Source organism: Peribacillus sp. NPDC097895, assembly GCF_050277555.1.
In the GTDB taxonomy this organism is placed as follows: Bacteria; Bacillota; Bacilli; order Bacillales; family DSM-1321; genus Peribacillus.
On the sequence record NZ_JBNNSH010000009.1, the window covers coordinates 42,399 to 67,542 of the forward strand.

General features: G+C 35.7%; 24 protein-coding genes. 11 read left to right on the forward strand and 13 right to left on the reverse strand.

Annotated elements, in window-relative coordinates; all coding sequences use genetic code 11:
- Window positions 1-22 precede the first annotated feature (22 nt).
- Entirely contained in the window at window positions 23-979 is a 957-nt protein-coding gene (locus tag ACQKMH_RS25705; RefSeq protein WP_427590170.1) for a patatin-like phospholipase family protein, read from the forward strand.
- A gap of 351 nt (window positions 980-1,330) precedes the next feature.
- On the opposite strand, the gene ACQKMH_RS25710 is transcribed toward ACQKMH_RS25705, so the two are convergent.
- Complete coding sequence (locus ACQKMH_RS25710; RefSeq protein WP_427590171.1) at window positions 1,331-1,555, reverse strand: hypothetical protein; 225 nt, start codon at window positions 1,553-1,555, stop codon at window positions 1,331-1,333.
- Between the two features lie 557 nt (window positions 1,556-2,112).
- Here ACQKMH_RS25710 and ACQKMH_RS25715 point away from each other — a divergent pair.
- Complete coding sequence (locus ACQKMH_RS25715; protein ID WP_427590172.1) at window positions 2,113-3,357, forward strand: MFS transporter; 1,245 nt, start codon at window positions 2,113-2,115, stop codon at window positions 3,355-3,357.
- A gap of 54 nt (window positions 3,358-3,411) precedes the next feature.
- Window positions 3,412-4,833, forward strand: a complete 1,422-nt coding sequence (locus tag ACQKMH_RS25720; RefSeq protein WP_427590173.1) for a M20 family metallopeptidase — start codon at window positions 3,412-3,414, stop codon at window positions 4,831-4,833.
- 135 nt (window positions 4,834-4,968) lie between these two features.
- On the opposite strand, the gene ACQKMH_RS25725 is transcribed toward ACQKMH_RS25720, so the two are convergent.
- The 3 genes from ACQKMH_RS25725 to ACQKMH_RS25735 all read right to left on the reverse strand — a co-directional run bounded on the left by ACQKMH_RS25725 (window position 4,969) and on the right by ACQKMH_RS25735 (window position 8,623).
- Window positions 4,969-6,261: an ArsR family transcriptional regulator gene (locus ACQKMH_RS25725; RefSeq protein WP_427590174.1), complete on the reverse strand. Its 1,293-nt coding sequence runs from the start codon at window positions 6,259-6,261 to the stop codon at window positions 4,969-4,971.
- Between the two features lie 517 nt (window positions 6,262-6,778).
- Window positions 6,779-7,684, reverse strand: a complete 906-nt coding sequence (locus ACQKMH_RS25730; protein WP_427590223.1) for a VanW family protein — start codon at window positions 7,682-7,684, stop codon at window positions 6,779-6,781.
- Between the two features lie 84 nt (window positions 7,685-7,768).
- Complete coding sequence (locus ACQKMH_RS25735; RefSeq protein ID WP_427590175.1) at window positions 7,769-8,623, reverse strand: hypothetical protein; 855 nt, start codon at window positions 8,621-8,623, stop codon at window positions 7,769-7,771.
- Between the two features lie 418 nt (window positions 8,624-9,041).
- On the opposite strand from ACQKMH_RS25735, the gene ACQKMH_RS25740 reads away from it, so the two are divergent.
- Window positions 9,042-9,506 (forward strand): hypothetical protein, encoded by a 465-nt coding sequence (locus ACQKMH_RS25740; protein ID WP_427590224.1) that lies wholly within the window; start codon window positions 9,042-9,044, stop codon window positions 9,504-9,506.
- A gap of 285 nt (window positions 9,507-9,791) precedes the next feature.
- Here the strand turns inward: ACQKMH_RS25740 and ACQKMH_RS25745 are convergent, their stop codons facing one another.
- From ACQKMH_RS25745 to ACQKMH_RS25765, 5 genes are all read right to left on the reverse strand, one after another.
- Complete coding sequence (locus tag ACQKMH_RS25745) at window positions 9,792-9,923, reverse strand: DUF6254 family protein (protein ID WP_221408210.1); 132 nt, start codon at window positions 9,921-9,923, stop codon at window positions 9,792-9,794.
- A 115-nt stretch (window positions 9,924-10,038) separates the two neighbouring features.
- Window positions 10,039-10,221 carry a hypothetical protein gene (locus tag ACQKMH_RS25750; RefSeq protein ID WP_034310968.1) on the reverse strand — a complete coding sequence of 61 codons (183 nt, stop codon included), beginning with the start codon at window positions 10,219-10,221 and terminating at the stop codon, window positions 10,039-10,041.
- 307 nt (window positions 10,222-10,528) lie between these two features.
- Window positions 10,529-11,320: an aminoglycoside phosphotransferase family protein gene (locus tag ACQKMH_RS25755; RefSeq protein WP_427590176.1), complete on the reverse strand. Its 792-nt coding sequence runs from the start codon at window positions 11,318-11,320 to the stop codon at window positions 10,529-10,531.
- 333 nt (window positions 11,321-11,653) lie between these two features.
- The gene (locus tag ACQKMH_RS25760; protein WP_427590177.1) at window positions 11,654-12,268 is read right to left on the reverse strand and encodes an undecaprenyl-diphosphatase; all 615 of its coding nucleotides are present in this window, start codon (window positions 12,266-12,268) and stop codon (window positions 11,654-11,656) included.
- Window positions 12,269-12,418: 150 nt separating this feature from the next.
- A complete protein-coding gene (locus ACQKMH_RS25765) occupies window positions 12,419-12,742 on the reverse strand; it encodes a transketolase-like TK C-terminal-containing protein (protein ID WP_427590178.1) in 324 nt (107 codons plus the stop codon).
- 16 nt (window positions 12,743-12,758) lie between these two features.
- Here ACQKMH_RS25765 and ACQKMH_RS25770 point away from each other — a divergent pair, with 16 nt between their 5' ends.
- From ACQKMH_RS25770 to ACQKMH_RS25785, 4 genes are read left to right on the forward strand one after another with little or no spacing between them, the layout of a single operon-like run.
- Complete coding sequence (locus ACQKMH_RS25770) at window positions 12,759-13,427, forward strand: GntR family transcriptional regulator (RefSeq protein ID WP_427590179.1); 669 nt, start codon at window positions 12,759-12,761, stop codon at window positions 13,425-13,427.
- Entirely contained in the window at window positions 13,411-14,082 is a 672-nt protein-coding gene (locus ACQKMH_RS25775) for a DUF2848 family protein (protein WP_427590180.1), read from the forward strand. The genes ACQKMH_RS25770 and ACQKMH_RS25775 overlap by 17 nt, the downstream gene beginning before the upstream one ends.
- Window positions 14,083-14,094: 12 nt before the next feature.
- Window positions 14,095-15,351 carry an MFS transporter gene (locus tag ACQKMH_RS25780; protein WP_427590181.1) on the forward strand — a complete coding sequence of 419 codons (1,257 nt, stop codon included), beginning with the start codon at window positions 14,095-14,097 and terminating at the stop codon, window positions 15,349-15,351.
- Between the two features lie 24 nt (window positions 15,352-15,375).
- On the forward strand, window positions 15,376-16,164 hold the full coding sequence (locus tag ACQKMH_RS25785) for a carbon-nitrogen family hydrolase (RefSeq protein ID WP_427590182.1): 789 nt from the start codon (window positions 15,376-15,378) through the stop codon (window positions 16,162-16,164).
- Between the two features lie 105 nt (window positions 16,165-16,269).
- On the opposite strand, the gene ACQKMH_RS25790 is transcribed toward ACQKMH_RS25785, so the two are convergent.
- Window positions 16,270-16,491 (reverse strand): cyclase, encoded by a 222-nt coding sequence (locus ACQKMH_RS25790; RefSeq protein ID WP_427590183.1) that lies wholly within the window; start codon window positions 16,489-16,491, stop codon window positions 16,270-16,272.
- Window positions 16,492-16,930: 439 nt separating this feature from the next.
- Here ACQKMH_RS25790 and ACQKMH_RS25795 point away from each other — a divergent pair, with 439 nt between their 5' ends.
- From ACQKMH_RS25795 to ACQKMH_RS25805, 3 genes are all read left to right on the forward strand, one after another.
- Window positions 16,931-17,506 carry a LysE family translocator gene (locus ACQKMH_RS25795; protein ID WP_427590184.1) on the forward strand — a complete coding sequence of 192 codons (576 nt, stop codon included), beginning with the start codon at window positions 16,931-16,933 and terminating at the stop codon, window positions 17,504-17,506.
- A gap of 25 nt (window positions 17,507-17,531) precedes the next feature.
- A complete protein-coding gene (locus ACQKMH_RS25800; protein ID WP_427590185.1) occupies window positions 17,532-18,308 on the forward strand; it encodes a helix-turn-helix domain-containing protein in 777 nt (258 codons plus the stop codon).
- A gap of 427 nt (window positions 18,309-18,735) precedes the next feature.
- Window positions 18,736-19,113: a hotdog domain-containing protein gene (locus tag ACQKMH_RS25805; RefSeq protein WP_427590186.1), complete on the forward strand. Its 378-nt coding sequence runs from the start codon at window positions 18,736-18,738 to the stop codon at window positions 19,111-19,113.
- Window positions 19,114-19,544: 431 nt separating this feature from the next.
- On the opposite strand, the gene ACQKMH_RS25810 is transcribed toward ACQKMH_RS25805, so the two are convergent.
- The 3 genes from ACQKMH_RS25810 to ACQKMH_RS25820 all read right to left on the reverse strand — a co-directional run bounded on the left by ACQKMH_RS25810 (window position 19,545) and on the right by ACQKMH_RS25820 (window position 23,993).
- Complete coding sequence (locus tag ACQKMH_RS25810) at window positions 19,545-20,840, reverse strand: hypothetical protein (RefSeq protein WP_427590187.1); 1,296 nt, start codon at window positions 20,838-20,840, stop codon at window positions 19,545-19,547.
- Between the two features lie 229 nt (window positions 20,841-21,069).
- Window positions 21,070-22,389: an argininosuccinate lyase gene (gene argH / locus ACQKMH_RS25815; protein ID WP_427590188.1), complete on the reverse strand. Its 1,320-nt coding sequence runs from the start codon at window positions 22,387-22,389 to the stop codon at window positions 21,070-21,072.
- Between the two features lie 32 nt (window positions 22,390-22,421).
- Window positions 22,422-23,993, reverse strand: a complete 1,572-nt coding sequence (locus tag ACQKMH_RS25820) for an APC family permease (RefSeq protein WP_427590189.1) — start codon at window positions 23,991-23,993, stop codon at window positions 22,422-22,424.
- Window positions 23,994-25,144: the final 1,151 nt, after the last annotated feature.

Below are 25,144 nucleotides of genomic sequence, written 5' to 3' on the forward strand. Positions count from 1 at the left end.
GATAAGAAAGGAGAAATCTGCTTTGACAAAATATCGGATCATATCATTTGATGGCGGCGGCACCTTAGGCGCTTTAAGTTTACAACTTTTGAATAGACTGGCTCAGCAAAACCCCAAATTAATTAGTCGAACCAATGTTTTTTCGGGAAATTCAATCGGTTCATTCACTGCCCTTGCGTTAGCAAGTGGAAGATCGCCGAAGGAGACACTCCGGTTTTTTAAGGATGAAATACTGCCGGCATTCAGCGTTTCCCGATCAGGTGGACCTGTTTTTAATCAACAATTACCATACTCTGGTTTCATTAAAGCGGTACAAACATTTTTTCCGCCAGATCTTCTCCTCAAAGACTTAAAAAGACGAATTGTTGTCCCTGCATTTCATTTGTTCTCACCGGAGCTGAATCGTTGGACTCCTGTGTTATTCCACAACTTTCCTGGCTCTCCCTATTTAAATGAGAAAGCGAGTGATGTAATACTACGGAGCAGTGGTGCTCCTGCGACGCAACGAGCTTATCAAAACTACGTGGATGGGTATACAGTAGCAACTAACCCCAGTACTGCCAGTATCGCGTTTGCAGTGGGGAAAGCCAAACAGCCATTGGATCAAATTGCGGTATTATCCATTGGAACGGGTGAAGAGTCGACTCGACTAAGAAGAGATACGACGGGTTGGGGGATGGTGAGCGCAGATAATATACGCCCCGAAAATATGAAGAACCTTCCCCCAAATTGGGGAGTTCTTTTGGACCGATCGCCCAATGAACCCTTACTGCCATTTCTTCAGATTGTCGCAAGTGGATCCGGTTTCTATGAATCCATGGTCAGTTCTCAGCTTCTAGGAAATCGTTTTTTTCGGCTAAATCCACGCATCCCTAATTTCTCCAAAACGGACCCTTCTGTGGTTCCAGCCCTCATTTCAATTGCTAACAAAACAAATTTGCAACCTGCCGTTCAATTTATAGAGAAAAACTGGAATTAATAAAATTATCCCATAAAAAAACAGCCAGAACCTGGCTGTTTTTATTCATTCAGTTCTTCTTCAACTATACTGCCCCTTTAGTTTATTAAGAAAAACCGAAATCAGATAGCTGGGCAGATGTAAAAGAGATACAAGAAAGATTAGGCATACCAGAGGACAAAAAAAAGCCCTTCTTGTTGTGAGTGGGCTCTAGTTAAACTGTTTCCTCTTCCTTCATTTCGATAACAAAATTAGATGGAATCATTTAATAAATCTATCTTATCGAATCTCAAAAGCCATTGACTTATGCCACCACTCGTTAGGTATAAATTGGAATAACCATAGGTAGAGTGTCGAGGTTGGGAAGTAATTCTAACGCTTAACTTTAACACGCATCGCTTGATGACTAGTGGGTTCTTGATTGTTCGCATACATCGGTATAGGAACGACCATGTTTGTATGGAAAAACAAATTATCCATAACAGCAGTAACACAATCTTCACAATAATAATTGACGAAATCTCTCCCTTGTTCAAAAAGCGGTGTCAAGGTATCTATGTCAGCCCATTTAAAACAGTACATACACATTTGCCTCATGATATATCACTCCTTTTTTTATGCTGGGAAATGATCAAAAGAAGAACATGTGCTACTTGTCGACATTATTCATGACACGAAACTCTTTCGTAAAGAACCCTACAACCAAAAAAATTTTAGTAGCAAGGGCCAGGGAATAAACTGATATCCATATATATACCACTTATCCTGAGTATTAAACCTCCCCAAAAACATTATTCGAATTAATAGACTAGATTGGTAGTAGTCCAAAGTTCGTTTTACCTGCTCAAATATAATCAAATATTAGCTGCTTATTCTCCTGTTCTACTCTAATCCTTCTATCCATAGGTCAACTAATTGGAACCATTGATTAATTCATATTTATCATCGGGTCATGTACGTTTTTGCTAAATTATCTTTGAACCTCTAAAACAGGTCAAAGAAATATTAAATAAATTAGTAATTTGTTTATTGCGAAACGTTAGGAATAAATATATAATTACGGACAAGACCTTTATTATCCGTAAATATAAAAGAGGTTGAATCCGGCTTATTATCGACTTAATTATCTTAATATTAAAAAAAAGGGGGCAATCATGGAGAATGCACAGATGAGCAATGGTAAACGTAATTTCATATTTTCGTTGCTATTTCTTGGATGGATTGTTGATTCATTAACGTTGTTTGGTATGAATGTTGCTATCATACCTATTAGTAAAGAATTGCACTTATCGCAAACTCAGAGTGGAATGGTAATTAGTAGCTTCTGGTTAAGTAGTACGTGTATGACTCTTATTGCTGGGTGGTTTGCAGACAAGTTTGGTTCGAGAAAAGTTATTGTAATAGCAGTATTCATCATATCTCTATTTTCATTGTTAACAGGTATGGTTGGGTCATTTTTAGCGATTTTAGCTATTCGATTAATTCTAGGATTAGGTGATGGGGGATTGCCCACAGGTAGCAGTGTTGCTATTACAGAAATTTACAAAAGAGGAGTTCGTGCAAGAGTGAAGTCGATGTTACTTGCTGCTCAGTTAATTGGTGGGGTACTCGCTTTATACCTTTCTGGTTTAATCGCAGACACTTGGGGCTGGCGAGTTATGTTTTACCTTATTGGCGGCGTTGGTCTAGTCGTAACACTGTTATTACTTAAATTTTACCATCCACCAAAGGTTGTTAAATCAACACAAGATAGTAATATCAGTCCAAAAATTCCGATGAGAGACTTATATAAAAGTAAGTTACTATGGACCCTTGCCATTATGTACTTTAGTTCAAGCATTGTCCATTGGGGCTTCTCTTCATGGCTACCGTCTTATTTGGAGCAATCACGTGGTTTAAATATAAAGACAGTTGGTTCTCTTGCGATGATCCCACAAGCATTTGGGTTGTTATCTGCTATTTTAACAGGCTATTTAATTGATAAATCGTTGGCAGGTAAAGAAAAGTTTATCGTATTAATTGGTGCAGTTATATCAGGCATTTTTTTATTTTTAATGTTTAAGGCACCTTCTATTCAATTAGCCATTACCTATCAAAGTATTTTCACTTTCGGAGAAGCAGCGATTGGTATGGCCACTTTATCTATTCCACTTAAATACGTATCGCAAAATGTAATTGGATCATTTATGGGAACGATGTATTTTTCTGGAGGATTAGCAGGAATTATTGCTCCAACAGCAATGGGCATACTTATAGATGCATTTGAAGGATCGTTCCAAGCGGCGTTCATCTTCCTGATAGGAGCATTAGTTGTAGTATTAATTTGTGCGATATTGTTTAAATTACCAAAACATAATACCAACATTTATGAAAGCGCTTCACTAGAAGTGAAAGCATAAGTTCTATTAATTGTAAAAAATTTCATATTATAATGTTATCTAGGGGTGAAAGAAATGGATTATCGCAATCGATTATCAGAGATAATAGAAGAAAAGCGTGAAAAGCTTATTCAAGTGAGTGATAAAATCTGGAGTTATGCGGAAACAGGCTTCGAAGAGTTTAAATCAGCAGAATTATTATGTCAAACGTTAGTAGAAGAAGGATTCTCTGTTGAAAAAGGTGTGGGAAATATCGAAACTGCTTTTATTGGCAGTTTCGGAAGCGGAAAACCAATTATAGGCTTTTTAGGAGAATTTGATGCCCTTTCAGGGTTAAGTCAGGCTGGTGGTGTTCCACATTTCAATCCTGAGAAAATTGGCGGTAATGGACATGGGTGTGGTCATAACTTACTAGGAACAGGTGCACTAGCTTCAGCCTTAGCACTCCGTTATTATATGGAAGAAAACAAAATTAAAGGTACAGTTCGTTACTACGGTTGCCCTGGCGAGGAAATTGGTGGCGGTAAGACGTTCATGGTAAGAGAAGGATTGTTCGATGATGTAGACCTTGCATTATGTTGGCATCCTGGAACACGCAATAACGTTATGTCGATGGCATCCCTCGCTTGTTACGAAGTTTACTTCAAGTTCAAAGGAAAGAGTGCCCATGCAGCAGCCAGTCCGCATTTAGGGAGAAGTGCCCTTGATGCAGTTGAACTCATGAACGTTGGCGTGAACTATTTACGTGAACATATTATTCCTGAAGCAAGAGTACACTATGCGATTACGAATACAGGTGGTTTTTCACCAAATGTCGTCCAGGCAGATGCAGAAGTCTTATATTTTGTAAGAGCTCCTCGCGTCTCACAAACAGAAGAAGTTTACCAACGTGTTTGTGCTATTGCCAAAGGTGCAGCTCTAATGACTGGAACAGAAGTGGAAATAGATTTTGCATCAGCTCTCTCTAACGTAATACCGAATACAACATTAGAAAAAATTATGTATGATAACTTCGTTGCATTAGGTGTGCCTGAACATGATGAAGATGATCTCCAATTTGCAAAAGCTATTCGTGAATCGCTTTCAGAAGCGGACAAAAAGTTAGAAGTGCAAATGAATAAAGAATTAGCTGGAAAGGCCTTATCGGATGTCATTGACTCATTAATACCTGCAAATGGATCAATGACAGGTTCTACAGATGTTGGGGATGTAAGCTGGGTCGTTCCAACCGTACAATGTATGACAGTTTGTGACGCACTAGGAACACCATTCCATACATGGCAAGTCGTTGCAACTGGAACAACTTCCATCGCTCATAAAGGAATGCTTCACGCCGGAAAAGTGATGGCGGCAACAGCAGTAGAAGTACTCAATCGCCCTGAGATAATTGAAAAGGCAAAGGCAGAGTTAGTTGAGCTTCGGGATGGTGAAGAATACGTTTCACCATTACCAGCCGAGGTTAAGAAATATAAAGTACGTATTTTACAAAACACATAACGCAGGAGAAAGAAGAGCACAAGTAGTTTTGTGCTCTTCTTTCTCCTGATATAAACCCTCCTTGGCACACATCTGGACAAAAAATCCAAACTGAAAATTGCTAGGTTTTTATTTTCTCGCTTTTTGTAATCTGAGTTAAAAATGTGAAATCTTATATATCTTTCGTGGTCGTCCTCGTGTATGCGGCTTCTCCTCGGCAACAACCTGCGCAAACCCTTTCTCCTCAAGTACTGTTAAAATTCTACGGGCACTCCTTGGAGTAATCTGCATATAATTTGCAAGCTCATTTGCATTAAGTTCATCACTTGATAATTTCTTTAGAGAAGATTTCAGCTTATTTAATGTTATAACACTAAGTGATGTTTGTTGGCTTATCGATTCTAATTGTTCTGATATATAGGAATACGTAAGTTGCTCCGGCTTTCCTAACGGGCCTGCTATCTTTTTATCATCAAAGCAAACCATCCATGTGCCTTTTCCACATTCTTTCGCGTGTAATAAGGCATTTCCTGCATTAATTTCAGCATCATATACAGTCTGTCCTATCCCGATTCCACAAGTAACTGCTTCCTTACTGGCCTGATCAAAATCATCGATATCTGGTATCTGGCTAAAATTACCCGTTATATCCTGTAAGAGTCCTCTGGTAGTAAAAATAACATAGCGTCCAAATCCTGAAGATTTAATCGAACCATGTACTTTTTTCGTATATGAGAGCAATTTTTCCATATATTTAATCTCAATTCTAAAAATCTCATCAGTAGAAAATGTATCCTTTATCAGTCCAACAAAAGAATCAATTTCAATGATCTGTACTGCAATCTGGGTAGCCTTAAAATGTAACATTTCATAAGTGCGAAGTATATTGGTTACCACTGCCTCAACGGCCATTGATGATGGAAGAGTTCGATAAGCAGGAACACCGAGACGTTGAAGTTCATCATGTATAGGATGACCAGTGATAGCAGCTTTAGTTTGGCCACTTTTCCAAAGGTCAAAATGATATTGCACTAATCCTTCTAAAGAAATCATTTCCGATTCTACAAATCTTGGCTTATTTTTTATCCCTGCCTCCTGTAAGGCTTGTTCCCATGTAGAGACATCGCTTGAATCAAAACTGATTTCATCAACCTCGATTTTTTGTTCATAAAGTACTTTCAAAACAGTTTTGTACAGAATAGATCCTGTATATTTTACGTAAAATACAGGGGCTTCAATCCGTTTCCAGTCCTGTACTATTTTATAAGTGATCGGACCTGAACAAAGCCACATATCGACTTCTTCTAAAATAGGAGATACCTTCTTATTTAAGTCCTCTTCTGATAGGCACTCAATGGGTATACAAATGATTTCCGGATATTTAATGATAACGGACTGGATAATTTCAAAGGAATCTGCTACACCTAACAGCCCTAGACGAATTTTCAAGAATACCCCTCCTCTTTCATGTTAGCCCCTAAGTTGCTTTATAAACTCAATTTCCATTCTAATTTAATTATATCAAAAGAATATAGCAGAAAAACCTCTTTTAAGGCTTCCCCCTTATCTATCTGTATCCGTACTAACCCTATTCATCCGCGCAGGTATATTAAAATAAGTAAAGCTAATTAAGCTTCACTCATCCATATAAAAAACAACTAAACCAAGGCTTGAATAGGCTTGGTTTAGTTGTTTTACTTAATGATGGAATCATCTTTATATTAGAATTGGACAGGTTCTTGGAATCCAAAAACACAACATAATCAATTTAAAAGTAAGAAATCCTTTGATATTTTATAATTCATATTGAACTAGTTCATTGAGACCTTTTTCCAATATGGCTCTTATGTATCCGAATTTAGAAACATCATTTCTTTTCCTCTACTTTTTCAAAACGTTGGCAAAATATTACCGAACTTTAAAATGAGTGGATTTTATCAAAATATCTTTAGATGAGTATTGGTGTCTAGCTCCCACGGTCAGAACGTGATTGCACCAAAATTTCTTTTGAAATCTGATTTGAAGCGTTGGGGACTTTTCGGTTCTCATAATTAATCATATCTGAAGAATAAACCATGATACTCACAACTCCTCCTTGTGTTGTAGCTCGGATTAGGATAGGTTGATTGTACTTGTTTTTAAAGCTAAAATCAGGACCATTCCAGCTTACTGTAGCATCTCGACCAGATGGAACATAAGGAACGCTCCTAGTATGGGAATAGCGTTGAATAGTTTGCAACCCTGCATTGTCGATTGCGTTAAACAGGGTGGATGACACCTGACAGATTCCTCCACCGATTCCTTCAGAAAACTCCCCTTCGACAATAACTCGAGCAAGCATATATCCTTTGTCTCCTGTTCTCCTGCCAACGGCTTGGTTAAAAGAAAACGTCTCTCCTGGAAACACGACATAATTATTAATGGCTTTTGTAGCAAGCAAGATATTATTTGAACGATTTTTATTGTTCTCATTAAAATAGGTTCGATATTCACCTATTTTTTTCACACGAATCTGAGCAAGCAATTCGATGTCAACTTTTGGATAAATAGCAAGCAAAGGTACTTCTACTTTGTTTGCTTTATTACTATACAAAAAGGAATAAAGTTGCTCATCAAACGCTTGATGGTAAAGCTTATAACCTACCCGCCCAGGTAGAATATTACCATAGTTATCGATAGTGGCATTTACAGGTTTTTGGTACACTTGTCGGTCAAGTTTTTCAATAAACAGATTGTATTTATTCAAGTCCATCATAGGAACATTTAGTAAGGGGATAGTAACATCAGCACGGTTGACACTGGCAATGGTTTGTCCATGTTGAGTTACAGATAAGCTTTCAGAGATATTCACTTGTTGAACGAATAGTAGCATTCCGGCTATCCATATTAATCTCAATTGAATGCCCCCCGCACTAAGTTGGATTTATCATTTCATGTATACCTTGCTTCATAAATCCTATTTTAAGGCTTCATAGAGTGCATCTTGATCAATGAACCAACGATCAGTTAAATTTTCCCTACGGATCATAAAATGCATAACCTTTATTTCTTTGCCTTCTCTCTTCGTATAAATAGCTACTTGAACGGGTACATCCACTAGAAATAGCCCATTTAGTTGTTCAGGCGGTTGTCTTAAAGGGTCAGCTACTCCAAGATATGTAATATCTTTAACAAGTTTATTAACACGATCAGGCTGACTCGGATTTGATAAGGTCATTGCTAATAATTTCTGATTTTCTTGATTAATCGCAATGGTAAAAATACGTATAAGTTCATAGGGACTTACCGTTTGTATATAATCATCAAGCTTACCAGCCGCTTTCAATACCATTAATTTATGAGAAAGATCTTCGTTTTTCAAACGATGCGTAATACTTCCAGAAAAATGAACACAGAAATGACCTGAAAAACCATTTTGAAGTGCACCAGCACCATGTGGCATTCCGTGCATAGATGCAGCAATCATTTGATTATTGATTAATACAATAATGGCTCTTCTATTCCAACTCCATTTATTATTATAAATTTTCTTCATGATCTGAGTGTCTTCTTTGGTTAGTGGCTGTACATCCGCATGATGACTACCTGCTCTTCGTTGTACCTTAAATGATAAACCAGTTTCAATATCAATAATGGTGAAATTTGTTTTATTAGGAATAATGTTGTTTACAATCTCCCAAGGTAACATCTCAATTTTAAAGCTTATGGGTGCTTCTTCATCTTCCCATTCAATTGCATAAACCGAGTGATCGACCATTAAGACAATAAGAAAAATAGCGATAAATACTTGATAACATTTATTTTTTTTCATTTGATCTCTCCTGCATTTTTTCTTATTATTTCAGGACATACTCAGATGAATACCCTTGAATATTTGGAAATTCTTCAAATCAAACTCCTCCCTGTTCATTTATGTTCTAAACGAATCAGTTATAAAGGCTTAAAAAGACTTAGTCATAATAGTGTTGATGGTCCAATAAGTACTTTTGATATCCCTAATCGAATAACTTTATAAAACACACAAGATTCCACCATGATTCAATCTTTGCAGAATAGCATTGAGCAAAATTAAAAGTTCATATGGATTGTTTGAATTAAGAAGAATAAAGATATATTCTCCATACGGAAAAATCAACCATGGGCTATTTTTTGTTAATAATCAGTAAACGATCGCTTTAACTCCTAATTTAAAGGCACTCGAACGGGCTATTCAAGCGAATGTCCCCCAAATTGCTGTATTTATTGGGGCAAGCTCAACCTTTAACAAAAAAAATATAAACAAGACGACATACGAGTCTCTTTTAGAAACTGAAAAAATGTTTATCCTAGCTAAAGAACATGGGATTTTCACGAGAGCTTATGTCTCAATGTCCTTTGCTTGTCCATATCAAGGAAAGGTATCTTTCGAAGAGTTAAATTATGTTTGTCAACGTTTTGTGGAACTTGGGGCAGGTGAAATTGACATTGGCGATACAAACGGATACGCAAGCCCTAAGATTGTCTACGACCGGTTTTCAAGACTAAAAGATTTATATCCTGACACTGTTTTTATTGGCCACTTCCACGATAAACGAAAAATGGCATTAGCTAACACATTAGCAGCTATGGTAGCAGGAATTGATAAGTTTGATAGTTCAATTGGAGGGCTAGGTGGCTGTCCATTTTCACCGGGAATTTGGCAACTGAAGAAATAGCGCTGATGCTCTCGGAAATGGGAGTAGAAACAGGCCTACAATTAGAACAAATTGATTGCAAGTAACCCATACATCTGTATGGCGGCTAATTCCTTTGGAGTCACGACTCTTCCCTAAACCGATTGGAGTCAGTTCTTTAATCCAATGGTAACTTCTGATACGCTATTTCTGTATTAATAATTATGACCTTATTGGTAACGACTAAGAGAGGGTACCCCAAGGAAGTGACCTCACTATTTGTGGGGCTCTGACCCTTTGGGATAGCCTCTTCATTATTAAACAGTTTTACTTCGTTTCAGATTCATTTTTGCCCATATCTTCAGCTAATTGTTCAAATGATCTGACCTTACCATGTGGATTCTGCGATTGTTTACGATCTTTCCATTGGCGTTCTTGTTGCTGCTTAGATTGAGTCATCTAAAATAAGCTCCTTTACATAAAGTTCAGTAAATAGTTTGAAGCATGATAAGCCTTCACCCTCTGTACTCGGTGCAGGCATCACTTATCATGAGTCGAGTCTGGAAAGTATTAATTAATGCATGCCTTTCCACTCACCTTGATTTTTAGATGCTTTTTCTTTTTTTGCTTTATTTTTATGTGCCTGATTAGCGTTTGCACTGCCAAATTCTTTAGAGAATTCTGAATCAGTTTTGCTTGAATCAAATCCTTGTTTGTTCTTTTGGTCTGCATCATTTTTCTTTGTTCGTTTTGCCATGGATACCCCTCCTTCTTATCTTTAGTATGAGATCAGAAAGAAGAAATATACCCTGAATTAAAACTGATAGTAACAAGAATCTGTCATGCAATTCGGGTTAAAAACAAAGTAAATAATAAGTTCCAGTTCGGTTATTTTATAAGATATATCTACAATGTTGACATTTTACATAAGATGTTTGAAATTAACTTAACACTAGAGTTTCTTGACTTGGATTTTTACGAAACAATGGATACCCTAATGCACGAGATGGCTCACTTGTATAATCGGACCCATGATGTTCAAGACGTTCAACAAAAGCCTATACTCAAATCCACTCTTTTCCATTTTCGCGAATGAATTTAATATCGTTTTGATAATGTTCAAGATGCCCTTCATCTATCATCATTTGAAATGCACTGTCACCTTCACTGGCTTTTCTTGTAATTGTATTACATAACCCTTCCAAGCGTAGCAATATCATTTCCAAATAATCTTCTTCTATTCCCTCACCGTAGGATTCAAAAAACAATCTAATTCTTTGTTTTATACGGTTAGCGTGCTGTAATGAATCATAATAAACTTTCTCACCTGTTTCAGAAAGATAAAATCTACTTAAGGGGACAACAGTATAAAGGGTATAAGCTATGTCCCAAAGTTTTGGACCAGGTCCAGCAACATCGAAATCAATAATACCTATTGGGCTTTCATGTTTAAAAATAATGTTGTATATCGCAAAATCATTATGGCATACTACCTCAAATTGTTGGGGGGTGTTATCTATCGATTGCCAGCTATCATCAAATGAAAAATCACTCACAGAATCATGATAAAGACGGAGCATTTTCGCTATTTTTATTAAGACATCATCAGACCACATGTATTCTTTTAAAGGATGATTACCAGCTTCTCCTTCAATAAATGATAATATCTCTCTTCCTTTTTCATCAATACCTAAAAACTTTGGGGCATAACTGAAACCTTTGGTCTCCAAATGCTTTAATAGCTTATGAATTTTAGGACTATCTGGCTTTAATTCTCGTCGTACAGTATCTCCCGATCGATAAACCCTAGAGACATTCCCTCCTGTTAGCATTTCTTCTTTTTCATGGTTTGACATCTGAATCCCCCTCCTTAATATGACTTTCTATAAGCCGTAAAATAAATCCTGTTTGTTAAACTCCCCTGCCCCTTTAGTTCCATAAGAAAAAGGTTGCCGCAGCAACCCCTTGTTATACTATCGACCTTTTAGTTGAAGAATGGTTAATTAAAACGTAATGTTTAATAATTCTTTCATTTCAAGAAGAAACATCAGAATGTTTTTCTTTTGATAAATACATCATTTTCTGTCCTGCTCCATTTGCTTCTTTCCGTTCGGTTCTTGAAACAAGACGTAAAACAACAAGTGATCGATTTGGTCTGCTAATTTGTTAGTATATTAAGTAACTCTTTTTTAAAAGTCCTTTGACTTACCTTTCTTATGTTTGGATAGGGCAGATAAAATGGATTGTTCGCCCTCCTCTTGATTCCCCAAAAATTTCTTGGTCAGTCTTAAACTAGGAACAATTTTGAAAACGACCATGGCTGAAACGATACTGATGATGGCTCCAACAAGAACATCTGCTGGATAATGGACACCTACCCAAATTCTCGAAATGCCTACAAGGGCAGCCAAAATTCCCCATAAAAATCCCCAACCCCTTTTGAACAACCAGAAGGTTATACAAAATGAAAAAAATATGATCGTATGATCGCTTGGAAAGGAATTATTGACTGCTTTTTCAACTAACTTATTAACGTTGGGCAACTCAGCAAATGGTTGATAATTCGAGTGGACTTGCCCTACTATTTTCGCCAATATTTCCGAGATAACTAATGTAATAAATGCACAGATTACCATGATTCTATTTTTATTTCTTCGAGAAAACAAAAACATCAGGACTGCCAATACTAAGAAAAAAATCATGTATTCAGCGATGAATACAAAGAAAGGATTTAAATCGGGGTATTGTTTACCTAGATTATTAATCATTCTAAACAATTTACTATTCATTTCGGACAAAGCCATTGAAAAATTCCTCCTGACTGTATTATCACTTTAACCTTCATTAAGATTAAGCTCCATTATGTATATAAGATGAACTTCAATTAAACCTAAATTTTACATCCTTCAGACAGAAAGTCCATCATCAACTTTCAGAATAAAGTATTCCAATACTCAAATACAAATATGTTTTATCTTGTAGATAAAAAAATCGTTCCATCTTATGCAGGCATATACACCAGATACATCAATGCCTTCTGCAGCTAATACGTTTTGTGCTTTTTCTGCTAGGCTTACTTCTGAGCCCGTTGCAAGTAATAAGGCATCAGGCTTGGTCTTTTCTAACTTTCGATACGACGTATGCACGCCTTCGTATACCTTCTCTTTTGTCCCCTCAAGCGTTGGTAAGTTTAAACGAGACAACACAAGGTGCTGAATAAATCTATTTATTTCAAATTGACTGAATTTTCGGCATGTGATACAGTTGGTATACCACATACCAAGAGGAGGAAAAATGAAAAAAATAGAGACAGTTATGCCATTAAGAGATATAGCTTTTGAGGCAATAAAGAAATCAATTTTGAATTATGAACTATTACCTGGTCAAGCAATTTATGAGAGAGACCTAAGTGAAAAATTAGGTGTAAGTAGGACTCCTGTCAGAGAATCTCTGTCGTTGTTAGAAAGAGAAAAATGGATAATTTCAAAACCACGGGTTGGTACATTTATTAATGAAATAACAGAGGAAAATGTAATGGAAGTAATGGAAATTCGAATGATTATTGACCGATTCTCATTAGAAAAAATGTGTGGAAATATTACTCTAGAACAAATAAAAGTATTAGAGGGTTACATTGAGGAGCAAGAAAAATATAAAACAGATCACCAAAGATTTATTGAATTAGATAAAGAGTTCCATTCTGAAATTGTATTATTAACTAAAAATCAGCGAATAGAAAAGTGGTTTGAGGAAATTGGTGATCAGATTAGATGGTTTGGGTTAAAAGCAATAACTGAGAAAACGCGTATTGAGGAAACAATATCTGAACATAAAGCAATTGTGCAAGGTTTAAAATCACAAGATATTAATCAACTTCTGGTAGCATCAAATAACCATGTGGAAAATACCAAAAATGAAATTATTAATCAATTGAGGAGGAATTCAAATGAGAAAAGTAATTAATTTACATCTTTCTAATGGAGAGGTCAAAAAACATGAAATTGATATTAATAAAGTAATCGTTGTTGGATATGGGGGACGAAATAAAGAAAAAATTCAAGAACACATAGATGAATTAAAAGAATTAGGAATTGCACCTCCACCTAATGTACCGATGATATATCCACAAAAAATAGAACAACTGAATTTTTCTAATGAATGTAATGGAAGCAAATTTTCTTCAGGGGAAACAGAGTATGTGTTATTCCATGACGGAAACGAATGGTTGGTTACCCTCGGAAGCGATCATACTGATCGAGAATTAGAAAAAGAAGATATTTTAAAGTCTAAATCAATATGTGATAAACCTCTTGCAACTGATTTTTGGAGATTAACAGATTTAAAAGAAGACTGGGATAATATTATTTTACGTTCTTATGTTACTTCAAATGGAGAAAAATGCTTATATCAAGAAGACACTTTAGAAGCACTCTTAGAGGTTGATGTTTTATTAGAAAAGCTAGATAAGTTGGGAGAAAAGGATTTAAAACATACGGTTATTTTTTCAGGTACTGTTCCTACAAAAAATGGATTTATTTTTGGTGATAAATTTGAATATGAAATTGAACACCCCAAGTTGAACAGAAAAATTAAACATCATTATTCCATTGTTTATTAAGGGGGGATTGTTTTGAAAAAGAAACCTACAAAGGTTAGATGGGGACTAGCATTCTTTTTCTTTATAATAGGTGTAATCGCTTACATGGACAGATCGAATATTTCAATAATAGCAAAGCCAATGATGGATGATCTAGGCTTAGATAAAGTTCAGTTTGGCATGCTTGCTTCATTATTCTCATTAGGTTATGCGCTAGTTCAAATTCCAGCAGGACTTATGGCAGAAAAGTTTGGTCCAAGAAAAATGATCACTTTTGCTTTAGTATGGTGGTCAGTATTTACGGGTTTGACGGGTGTAGTTAAATCTCACGGTCTATTGTTTATGGTGAGATTCTTATTTGGGATAGGTGAAGGACCGATGTTTCCAGCTAACGCCGTATTTAATACAAACTGGTTTAGAAGAGATGAAAAGGCCAGAGCATCTAGTGCTTTATTGGCCGGTTCATATTTTGGACCAGTTATTGCCCCTATCGTTACGGTTTATATCTATCAATATTTTGGTTGGCAAGCTGTATTTTATATTTTTGGATTAATAGGGTTAATCATTGCGGTTGTCTGGTATGTTATAGCCCGAGACTATCCTGAAATACATAAATTAGTGAATGAACAAGAAAAAGAATATATACTTGAAGACAGAGAAATTGTTGATACCGCTAAAGTTAGAGCCCCATGGAATACTTTTCTGAAAAGCTATAGATTTTGGGCGTTAGGAGTACAATATTTTGTTGTTTTATATATCATTACTTTCTTTTTAGTTTGGTTACCTACCTATCTACTGGAAGATAGAGGGTTCTCATTAAGTAAAATGGGATTTGCCGCAAGCCTACCATGGTTAGCAATACTGATAACTGTAATGACTGGCGGTATTCTTTCTGATTACTTAGTACGTAAAGGTTTTTCAAAACAAATATCAAGATCCTCTTTAGCTATATCAGGTTTAATAGTATTTATTATATCAATGTACCTTGCTGTTATGACAGTATCGCCTTATATGAATGTTTTATGGTTATCATTATGCTTGGGTTCACTAGGATTCACAGTAGTGTGTTCATGGGCTTCTGCTACAGACTTAGGAAGAAACTTTTCAGGTTCCGTTTCAGGTTGGATGAACTTGTGGGGAAATCTAGGAGCGTTTGTATCACCGTTACTATGTGGTTGGTTAGCAGAAAACTTTGGGTGGAATATCACATTAGGAGTAACTGTAATCCCTGTGTTTATTGCAGCTATATTATGGTTGTTTGTGAAACCAGACACTTCATTACTAAACTAAATACAATTAAGAGGAGTGATCCATGTGAATTATTTAGTATTTCAAATGGAATTAGAAGTTGGTAATCCTGAAGAGAATAGGAAAATCATTGAACGTTGGTTAGAAGCTAACTATAGTGATGATGTGGATGTCGTAGTACTTCCTGAAATGTGGTCTACGGGCTATGCGTTGGAGGAATTGGAGGAACTTTGTAAAGTGGATGGTAATCAATCCATTGAATTTTTACAATTACTGGCTAAGAAGTTTAATGTAAACTTGGTGGGTGGCTCAATTGCCATATTAGAAGGTAAAGATATCTTTAATCGTGCGGTGATTGTAAATCGAATGGGTGAGATTGTTCATAAATATGATAAGATGCACCTTGTTCCGATGTTAGATGAGCCCAAATTTTTAACGGGCGGTCATAATCAAGTGGAAATGTTCGAACTTGAAGGTGTAAAAATGGGAATTATTATTTGTTACGATTTGCGATTCCCTGAAATTATTCGTGACTTAGCATTACAAGGTATTCAAGTGTTACATATCGTTGCGGAGTGGCCATTAGCAAGGAAAACACATTGGAATACGTTACTTCGTGCACGCGCAATTGAGAACCAAATGTTTGTTGTTGCATCAAATGTGACGGGTACAAAATTAGGAGTGGAATTCGCAGGTTGCTCACAAATTGTAGATCCATGGGGAGACATTGTTCAAAAATTAGATCAAGAAGTTGGTGAATTAAAGGCAACTTTAGATTTAGAGAAAGTACTCCAAATAAGAAAAGATGTTCCTATATTCGATTCCAGAGTACCAGGAAAGTATAGAAAGTTATAAAGTAGGAGCTACTTCAGAGATACCAATCTTTAGGAGTAGCTTTTCAGGTTTAATTCAACAAAGTATATATTTAATCGGAAATTCAGACAAGTAGATAACTAATCGTCACTCATCAACAGGTTTTCGTTTATGTTTTTCATTAATTATTTTTTTATTAAATATCTTAACTTCTCCAACCATTAGTAACCTCATATCCTCTACAATATACTTGGCTAACTCTTGGACAGTGATGTCCTCTCCATCAATATCAAGGCGGAATTCCTGCCCTTGAAGCCCACCACCATTAGTAAACTCTATTTCAAAGTCAAATTGAACTCTTTTATCCATTTAAACCCTCCTAAAATATTGATTGATGCTTCAATTGCATTGATAAATTAGCCTTTTAGAAACACAGGTTTTTTTACACATTTCAACAGTTCTCAATAGACATATTCTAGACGAAAAAAACAATTACCTTCTTCAACTAACCTACACCGATAGTTCCATAAGAAAAAGCTGCCTTATAGACAGCTCCGATTCAGCTAACACACCCGTTAATTCATTAATAAACCCTGTATGGAAACAAAGAAAACAAATAAAGAGGTAATAAAGCAAGGAAAATAAAAAAGAGAATCATGGAAACTAACTCGAGAAGTAGTACGTTTAAGGTTAGATGAGGGCTGGTCCTATAGGTTAACTTTATAGAATAACCCTGCAATAATATACTATATGCCATTTAATTTTAGGATGTATAATTCCAGGAGATTACCTTGAAAGGAGTTTCCTCATGAATATTACATCTTTTTTAATATACTGTTTTATTGTTACTTTTACACCAGGACCTACTAATATCGTCATATTATCCACAGTGCATAGCTTTGGTCCAAAAAAGGCATTAGAATATACGTATGGAGCAACGATTGCTTTTGGTGTATTACTGGTTATTTCTGCTATGTTGAATACTTTGCTTATAACGATCATACCAAAAATCTTAATTGTAATGCAGATAGTCGGAAGCCTTTATATGTTCTATCTCGCTTATCAAATTTACAAAATGGATACATCAAAACCCCATGTAAACGAAACTGCTACCTTTAGGTCAGGCTTTCTTATGCAGTTTTTAAATCCAAAGGTGGTATTATTTACAATGACTGTAATTCCCAGTTTTATTATGCCGCACTATACCGCAATGTCTGCGGTCACTATAAGTGTTTTAGCTATAACTCTTATTGGACTTTTGGCATTTATTACATGGGTTCTTTTCGGTACAATCTTCAAAAAGTTTTTACAGAATCATAGTAAGATTGTTAATGTAATAATGGCATTATTTTTAGCTTATTCTGCAGTGATGATATGGATGTAGGTAAATTAATTATGAGGTGAATGTAATGGATAAATTTATCTATAAAAAATCGGCAGGTATTACTGCATTGTCAGCAAATATTACTGATTTTACCTATAAAAAGCACTCTCACATGGAGTATGCCATAGGTGTAACTTTGCGTGGTATTCAACATTATAACTTGGACGGCAGTTTACAATTATCATATCCAAAGGGTGTAATGCTTTTTAATCCAGAACAGGCACATGACGGAATGGCACATGATAAGGCAGGGCTTGATTATGTGATGCTATATATTGAGCCACAATTGCTTTTAGAGGTTGCTGAGAAAAAGGATATAGTACGTTTTTCAACCCCTATTGTATATGACTATAGACTTGAACAAAGAATATTAAGTCTTGCTCATGCAATTTTAAGCGAAAAAGATGAGGCTTTGTGCAGCGAATTACTCTTATCCCTCACAGATAGCCTTATTCAAACTAATCTTTCTCCAAACTATAAGAAAGATAACGCTCTAATTAGAAAAGCAAAGGATATGCTTCATACCAACTTAGAAAATGTACTTAAACTTGACGAAATATGTAAAGAGCTTGATTTATCGAAATTTCAGTTTATCAGATTATTCAAAGCCCATACTGGAATTCCACCATACCAATACTTTCTTAACTGCAAGATAGAACGCGCAAAGCAGTTAATAGAAAAGGATGGAGATATTTATTCAGTAGTAGCAGAATGTGGTTTTGTTGATTTATCCCATTTAAATAAACACTTTAAAAGCGTATATGGAACAACAGCATTTGAATATATGTCACAATTAAATTGAGGCGGAGCTTGGTCGATCATAATTGGTTAGTCATTGAATTTAAGAAATGATTATTGTACCAGCTTGCTGCTCCGGAACGAATCATTTCATCGAGCAGGATTTGAATAAATTCTTCTGGCTGAAGCTGGAAAGAGACCGCCCCCCCCTTTACCAAGCACCACAAAAGAAATGGATGAATAAGAACATAAAGCCGAAAGATTGGAAACCTCATTATTTTCTCACATAGGGTAAAACGAACGTTTTTGGTCATTCCAAACAGCACTTTTATCTTCCGTTCCTCAGATGGATATCTTATCTCCAAAAGCTTAATCGGAAACAAATTACCAAAACAATACTTCAACGACATTGTTAGTTATTAAGATATTAAATTCGCATTTTGTCCGCAAGTATGAACCATACAGGATAAAACCTTCAGGGGGAGATTTATATGTCATTAAAGGTTGGAGAAATCATTACATTTGAACGAACTTTTACAGTAAGGGATGTTGAATTATTTACAGAGATTTCAGGTGATGAAGGGATCCATCATATAACCCCGGATGAACAGGGAAGACTTGTAGTTCAAGGGTTATTAACGGCAACTCTACCAACAAAAGTAGGTGGAGATCATAACGTACTGGCTCGTACTATGAATTTCGAGTTTTTAAGGCCTGTGTTTATTGGGGATACAATCATTTGTGAAGTTAAAATTGAAAAATACGAAAGGCAAGAAAATAATAGAACTGCTATTATCGCATCCTTTTTATGTAAAAATCAGAATGAAAAAGAAGTATTAAAAGGGGATTTTTCAGGTGTAATCCTTTAAATTCTTTATACTTTCTTTAACTAGGTACTTTAGTAAAATAGCTGAGGTGCCATTTTTTTAACTTTTCTACATTTTACATATTCCGCAATCGGGCGTGATTGCGGAACAATGAGCAGTCACTTTTTACTGAACAGATCAGAACGTTCTATAAATGATTGGATGTAAATAATTAAGAAACCCAGCTAATCTTCTCATGTGAAGGTAGCTGGGTTTTAAAGTTTGATGTGCAACATAACACTTAAAATAAGCGCAAAATATCTCCAAAAATGACAGTGGTTTTTGTTTGTAAAATGCAAATATCCATTTAATTGTGCAATCGTAGTATTGAGTTAGAGGTGATTAAGATGAACATTACTATCGAGGTTCACTTACGTACATATTGCCAGCAGGGATAAAAGCTAAAAGTCTAAAAACACCCGAAAATTGGGTGCTTATTTTAAACGATAAATTTTACTTGGTCTTCCTCGAGAAGAATAAGATTCCTCTCCAATGATTTCTGCTAAATTAACTTCACATAAACTTACTACAATACGACGTGCATTACTTTCGTCCCAATAGAGATGCGTTGTTAAATCTTTTATTGTAAAATCTTTCAATTTCAATCTGTTAACTAAAGCATATAATTTATTATAATTTTTCACACTTATTTTGGCTTTTTTTAGTTTTTCCATAAAACCCTTGTCATCTATCCGGTAAGAAAAACGTAATTCTTCCTCTTCACCCACAGACTCGATCATTGTTCCGTCCTCTTGTACAATGACGATGCCCTTCTCTGACTTTTCTTTTGAAAGTTGGATGGCACGTTGAGCGTTTATTTCTGCTGAATGAAGTGTTTGGCCATATCCGATTCCTACTGTTACAGTAGCATTGGATTCATTTGACAACAGAAAGACAGTATCTTTTAAATCTTTTATTTTTGATTCAATTGTACCCCGTGTACTAAAGATAAAGTAGCGGCCGTTTCCCTTCTCAACTAATGACCCCTCCAATTGTTCGCAAAATTTAAGAAGTGTTTCTTTTAATTTTATCTCTAAAAATTGTAGATGGTACGAGCTTTTAGCTCTCTCAAATATTTTCTCAAAATGTTCAATTTCAATAATTTGAACACCAATTTGGGTGTCTCTAAAGTAAAAAGTTCTCGATTTTTCTGCAAGAATTCTTAATGATTGGCGAATTTCCATATCAGTTGTAGATATTCGATAGGTTGGTACTCCAGCTTCTTTTAAATTTAGATATACAGCCTCGAAACAAGTTAGTGCACCTTCCGTTTTTCCGGCTTTCCATAAATCAAGATGGAATGCGATTAATTCTTCCGTGTTTGAATCAATATTGAAGTTTTTTATATACATTTCTTTTGGGGGAATATCAATTTGTTTTAACGCCTGCTCTAAATGGGTTGTAGTTATTTCATCGATACTTACTTTACTTAAAAACTCCTTTTGAAAATATCCCATATGCAAAAGACTTTTATAGATGCCTGATTCAGTATGATCAATATATAATAGATTTTCCCCTATTCCTACAGTATTTTTTGCAACCATATATGAAATTTGACCTGAAAAAAACCAGACATCCACGTTTTTATTGAATTCCAAAACGATTTTTTCAGTTTCTCTGAAATCCTCATATGGGTAGGCTTTAAATTCCATGATTGACTCATATTCTTTACCTAAATTAATAATACGCTCAACTGATGAAACAGGACCAATTACCCCAATTTTATACATATTTTTCTCCTTAGTTCAAAAAACTTAATTTCTTTAATCTTATCTTTAAAATGGAGGAAATTAAAGTTTAATCCTTCTTCTATTGGGAAAATACTTTATCACAAGTCATTGTATCTCTTGATTCGTTAAAAGAAAATATTGACCGATTAAATAGGGAATTTTAAAAGAGCTATTAGCATAGATCGTACTTATCTTCTATGCTATAGCTCTTTAATTGGAAAAAACTAGATTATTTTAATAAATTCACCTTAATGCCTTTATTTAATATATTTTGATAATCAATAAAGTCATATAAGTCCCCTTCAATTAATGGATTTAAGCTCTTCAATTCTTCTAAAGTCAATTCTTCTATAGATTTATTATGATCTTCACAATAAATGACAATAGAACCAACAATACTGTGGGCATCTCTAAACGCAACCCCCTTGCTGACTAAATAATCAGCGACTTCTGTTGCATTGAGAAAGCCATATTTTACAGCTTTTTTCATATTTTCAGTATTCACCTTCATGGTAGAAATCATATTAGACATAATTTCTAAACAAGACAAAACTGTATCCAATGCATCAAAAAATGGTTCTTTATCTTCCTGCATATCTTTATTATAAGCCAATGGTAACCCTTTCATCGTCGTTAAAAGCGAAGTAAGAGAACCATATACTCGTCCTGTTTTCCCTCTTATAAGCTCTGCTGCATCAGGATTTTTCTTTTGAGGCATAATACTACTACCTGTAGAATATGCATCATCAATACTAATAAATTTAAACTCTTGACTACTCCATAAAATCAGTTCTTCACTTAATCTGCTTAAATGCATCATGATGATCGAAAAACTAGACATTAATTCTAAAAGGTAATCTCTATCACTAACACCATCGAGGAAATTGTTTATAGGTTTTGAAAAACCTAACTCCTCTGCTGTCATTTCTCGGTCTATATTATGAGTCGTCCCTGCCAATGCTCCACATCCCAGTGGACTTTCGTTCATAATTTCAATTGCATTAAGAACTCTTTTTCTGTCCCTATCCAGCATATTAAAGTAGGCCATTAAATGGTGCTTAAGAGTTACTACTTGAGCTCGCTGCAGATGGGTGTATCCTGGCATAATCACATTGTTTGCTTTTGCCTTTTCTTCCAGGTTATTTTGAAGCTCTTCAATATACTCGATCACTTCTAACGCCTTATTTTTTGCGTAAAGCCTGATATCTAAAGCAACTTGATCATTTCGACTTCTTGCTGTATGGAGTTTTTTTGCTGTTTCACCTATTCGTTCTGTTAGTTTTGCTTCAACAAAACTATGAATATCTTCAAAATCGCCTTCGATCACTAATGCTCCGCTCTCGATATCCTCCAATATAGAAAGAAGAGACTTTATAATACTTTCTCCTTCTTCCTTGGTAAGCAATTCACATTTCACAAGCATATTTACATGTGCAATACTCCCTTTAATATCTTCAGAATAAAGTCTCATATCAACATGAAGAGAACTATTAAAGTCCTCCATTAATTTATTTTCTTCTTTTCTAAAACGTCCACCCCAAAGCTTCATAACCATTTCTCCTTTTGTAAAATGAAATTGTTTTAAATATCTGTATTATCCATATCTTGCAATTCTTGGACGTTCCCTTTTTTTCGCATGTACCAAACACCGTTATAAACAGCAAAATAGTAAAAAACGAATCCTATTATTGCCACGATGTAAGACATAAATGGCTCTGGAATAATACCCTTACCACCAAAATTTCCGATTGATGATATCCCAACGAGCATCAGAATATAAATAACAAGATAGATCCCACCTAGGATTTCTATCGATTTATGTTTATTGATAAAATGAGTAATCAAATATCCAACAATTCCAATTGCTAATCCCCAAATTGCAAGTTGAACCCTACTCCAATTTGTCCAATAAATAAGTAGAGTGGCAAATATAAAGGCTAAAGGAGCAATAAAATTCATGCCTGGGATACCGTTGTCTTTTGTCAAACCAACCTTACGAAACACCATTACTGTGACACATGCTGAAGCGTATTTGAAAATACCAATTGCTCCAACAATTGCAACAATTGCAGTCCAACTCTTTAAAGGAAACAAGAAAAGCAACCCGATTAGGAAATTAAGAGTAAGTGCACGTGTTGGAACTCCAAATCTCTTATTAATAGTTGCGAAATAAGAAGGTAGGAATCCACTCTTCGCCATTCCAAAAACATGTCTTGAAGTTCCTGCTGTATAAGCAAGCGCTGATCCAGTTGGGGAAATCATTGCGTCCGCTGTAATGGTCCAAGAAAGCCAAACCATATTCGCCATAAGTGCTAAATTAGCAAATGGAGAGTCAAATTTAATTCCACTCCAACCATTAGCTAGCATTTCGGGCGGTACGGCCCCTATAAAAACGATTTGAAGTAAAACATATAAAATTGCTGAGACTGACAGCGATGTGATAAGAGCAAGTGGAATATTCCGTCTTGGGTTTACCACCTCGCCACTCATCATTACCACATTCCCGAATCCTGTATAGGCAAAAAATATACCACTAGTTAAGATTGCGCTTAATCCTGCGCCATATCCATTAGGGGCAAACCCATGACTTGTATAATTCTCTTCATGAAAACCTGTCATAAAAAAGGCAATGATGGTTAGGACAGGTACTATAAATTTAATCGTGGTAATAACGGTATTCGTGACAGCAAATAATTTCACGCCAAAATAGTTCACCACAACAAAGAATACCATTAAAACAGTCGATGCTAGAATTCCTGTTGTCGTTAGTTGCTCCTTAGATATATCATATAGGCCTGGCCAGAACTCATTAGCGTATTGAATAACTCCCGATGATTCAACGGGTGCAGTGGCACAGTAGCCAAGCCAAATCGAATAACTAGTCACTGTAGCAAGCAATTTTCCATGAGAATAAAGGGGATAACGACCTAAACCACCTGTTTCTGGTCTGACCCTTGCTAATTCAGCATAAACAAGAGCTATAAGAGTAATGACGAATGCAGCAATAATCCAAGACATAATAGCAGCTGGTCCAGCCATTTTTGCCGTATTCCATGGTCCAAAAAGCCAACTTGATCCAATAATTCCTCCAAGAGATAATGCAGTAAGTGACCAAAAGCCCATTTTCTTTTTCAAATATCGTTCTTGATTCATGAAATTCCCTCTCTCTTAATGGGGTATATTATTATTTGCCAACATAGATAGCTTAGTACTGTACCTAAAATAATTAACTCCTTTCAAATTTTTAAGTTAATACTTTGAGAAGCTAACTTTACCTAATGGATGGGACAAAATCTAAAAAACAACTAGGACACCTTAGCTTGACCCACAAAGATTAGCTTAATTGCAGATTTATTTTAAGGTTAAAAAAACGTAATTACCTTAAATTGATTTTATTTGAATTGTTTTCATTTTGCAATATTATTTTTTGAAAATTCACAACACAAAACACTAAAGGAGTTCGTTCACTGAGTAAGGCAATGCATGACCTACTTGGATGTGGCCCACAAGCATAAGAAGAGGACCAGAGAGGGTGGTTTTCTTTAATAGCCCTTGCCTTAAAGTCTGAAGCTGTACAATAGAAAAAAGGGTTTATGTGTTTTTACTAATGAGCCCAAGGGGGATTTATAGAATTTCAACTTGATGGCTATGCGACGAGACCTCATCAAGAGTACTTTTCACATTAAATAGGCCGCCATAAAGACAGCTCTGATCTGCTAACGCACCCGTTCGCTGAAAAAGAAATATTCTTAAAAATCACTCTCGAACTTAGTTTCAGTAACTCCATCTAACTTGACAACAAAAGTCAGTGTTACAGGACCCTCCGGTGGATTATGTGGCCCTGCATAGGTATCATATTTAATCTTTATCGTAAAATCATATTGAGAAATCCACCAGATTTCCGATTAACTTCTAAAATTTCTGCATTTTCCATCCCTAGTAGGGATTGCACAGTACTTGTCGCTAGCATAGGTTGCTACTCGCGTGGATCTAGCGCCTTCCTTAATTTACTGTAGTTGGCCCCCTTCACCTAAAAAAAACGTTATCATTGTTAGACCCACTAGACATGTATAGCTTCCCCTTGGGATCCTCTCTGTGTTTCTCCCTTAGCCTTGTTCTCCTTGGCTCACTTGTAGTCTAGTGTGATGTTTGAGCGAGCATAGGTTGCTACTCGCGGTGGCTTAGCTGCCTCTTGTACTATCGTAGGTTGGCCCTCACCCTTTATTACTGATACTTTTCCTTAGCTTCCTATGCTATTCACAAATTGATAGATCATAATTGAATCATTGTATCTGGGAATAAGA

What these genes read in the sequence shown, in the direction of transcription:
- ACQKMH_RS25710 (WP_427590171.1), bottom strand. Translation starts at nt 1,555, where the DNA reads ATGAGGCAAATGTGTATGTACTGTTTTAAATGGGCTGACATAGATACC.
- ACQKMH_RS25715 (WP_427590172.1), top strand. Translation starts at nt 2,113, where the DNA reads ATGGAGAATGCACAGATGAGCAATGGTAAACGTAATTTCATATTTTCG.
- ACQKMH_RS25720 (WP_427590173.1), top strand. Translation starts at nt 3,412, where the DNA reads ATGGATTATCGCAATCGATTATCAGAGATAATAGAAGAAAAGCGTGAA.
- ACQKMH_RS25730 (WP_427590223.1), bottom strand. Translation starts at nt 7,684, where the DNA reads ATGCTACTATTCGTTCAACAAGTGAATATCTCTGAAAGCTTATCTGTA.
- ACQKMH_RS25735 (WP_427590175.1), bottom strand. Translation starts at nt 8,623, where the DNA reads ATGAAAAAAAATAAATGTTATCAAGTATTTATCGCTATTTTTCTTATT.
- ACQKMH_RS25745 (WP_221408210.1), bottom strand. Translation starts at nt 9,923, where the DNA reads ATGACTCAATCTAAGCAGCAACAAGAACGCCAATGGAAAGATCGTAAA.
- ACQKMH_RS25750 (WP_034310968.1), bottom strand. Translation starts at nt 10,221, where the DNA reads ATGGCAAAACGAACAAAGAAAAATGATGCAGACCAAAAGAACAAACAA.
- ACQKMH_RS25755 (WP_427590176.1), bottom strand. Translation starts at nt 11,320, where the DNA reads ATGTCAAACCATGAAAAAGAAGAAATGCTAACAGGAGGGAATGTCTCT.
- ACQKMH_RS25760 (WP_427590177.1), bottom strand. Translation starts at nt 12,268, where the DNA reads ATGGCTTTGTCCGAAATGAATAGTAAATTGTTTAGAATGATTAATAAT.
- ACQKMH_RS25765 (WP_427590178.1), bottom strand. Translation starts at nt 12,742, where the DNA reads ATGTGGTATACCAACTGTATCACATGCCGAAAATTCAGTCAATTTGAA.
- ACQKMH_RS25770 (WP_427590179.1), top strand. Translation starts at nt 12,759, where the DNA reads ATGAAAAAAATAGAGACAGTTATGCCATTAAGAGATATAGCTTTTGAG.
- ACQKMH_RS25775 (WP_427590180.1), top strand. Translation starts at nt 13,411, where the DNA reads ATGAGAAAAGTAATTAATTTACATCTTTCTAATGGAGAGGTCAAAAAA.
- ACQKMH_RS25790 (WP_427590183.1), bottom strand. Translation starts at nt 16,491, where the DNA reads ATGGATAAAAGAGTTCAATTTGACTTTGAAATAGAGTTTACTAATGGT.
- ACQKMH_RS25795 (WP_427590184.1), top strand. Translation starts at nt 16,931, where the DNA reads ATGAATATTACATCTTTTTTAATATACTGTTTTATTGTTACTTTTACA.
- ACQKMH_RS25800 (WP_427590185.1), top strand. Translation starts at nt 17,532, where the DNA reads ATGGATAAATTTATCTATAAAAAATCGGCAGGTATTACTGCATTGTCA.
- ACQKMH_RS25805 (WP_427590186.1), top strand. Translation starts at nt 18,736, where the DNA reads ATGTCATTAAAGGTTGGAGAAATCATTACATTTGAACGAACTTTTACA.
- ACQKMH_RS25810 (WP_427590187.1), bottom strand. Translation starts at nt 20,840, where the DNA reads ATGTATAAAATTGGGGTAATTGGTCCTGTTTCATCAGTTGAGCGTATT.
- argH (WP_427590188.1), bottom strand. Translation starts at nt 22,389, where the DNA reads ATGAAGCTTTGGGGTGGACGTTTTAGAAAAGAAGAAAATAAATTAATG.
- ACQKMH_RS25820 (WP_427590189.1), bottom strand. Translation starts at nt 23,993, where the DNA reads ATGAATCAAGAACGATATTTGAAAAAGAAAATGGGCTTTTGGTCACTT.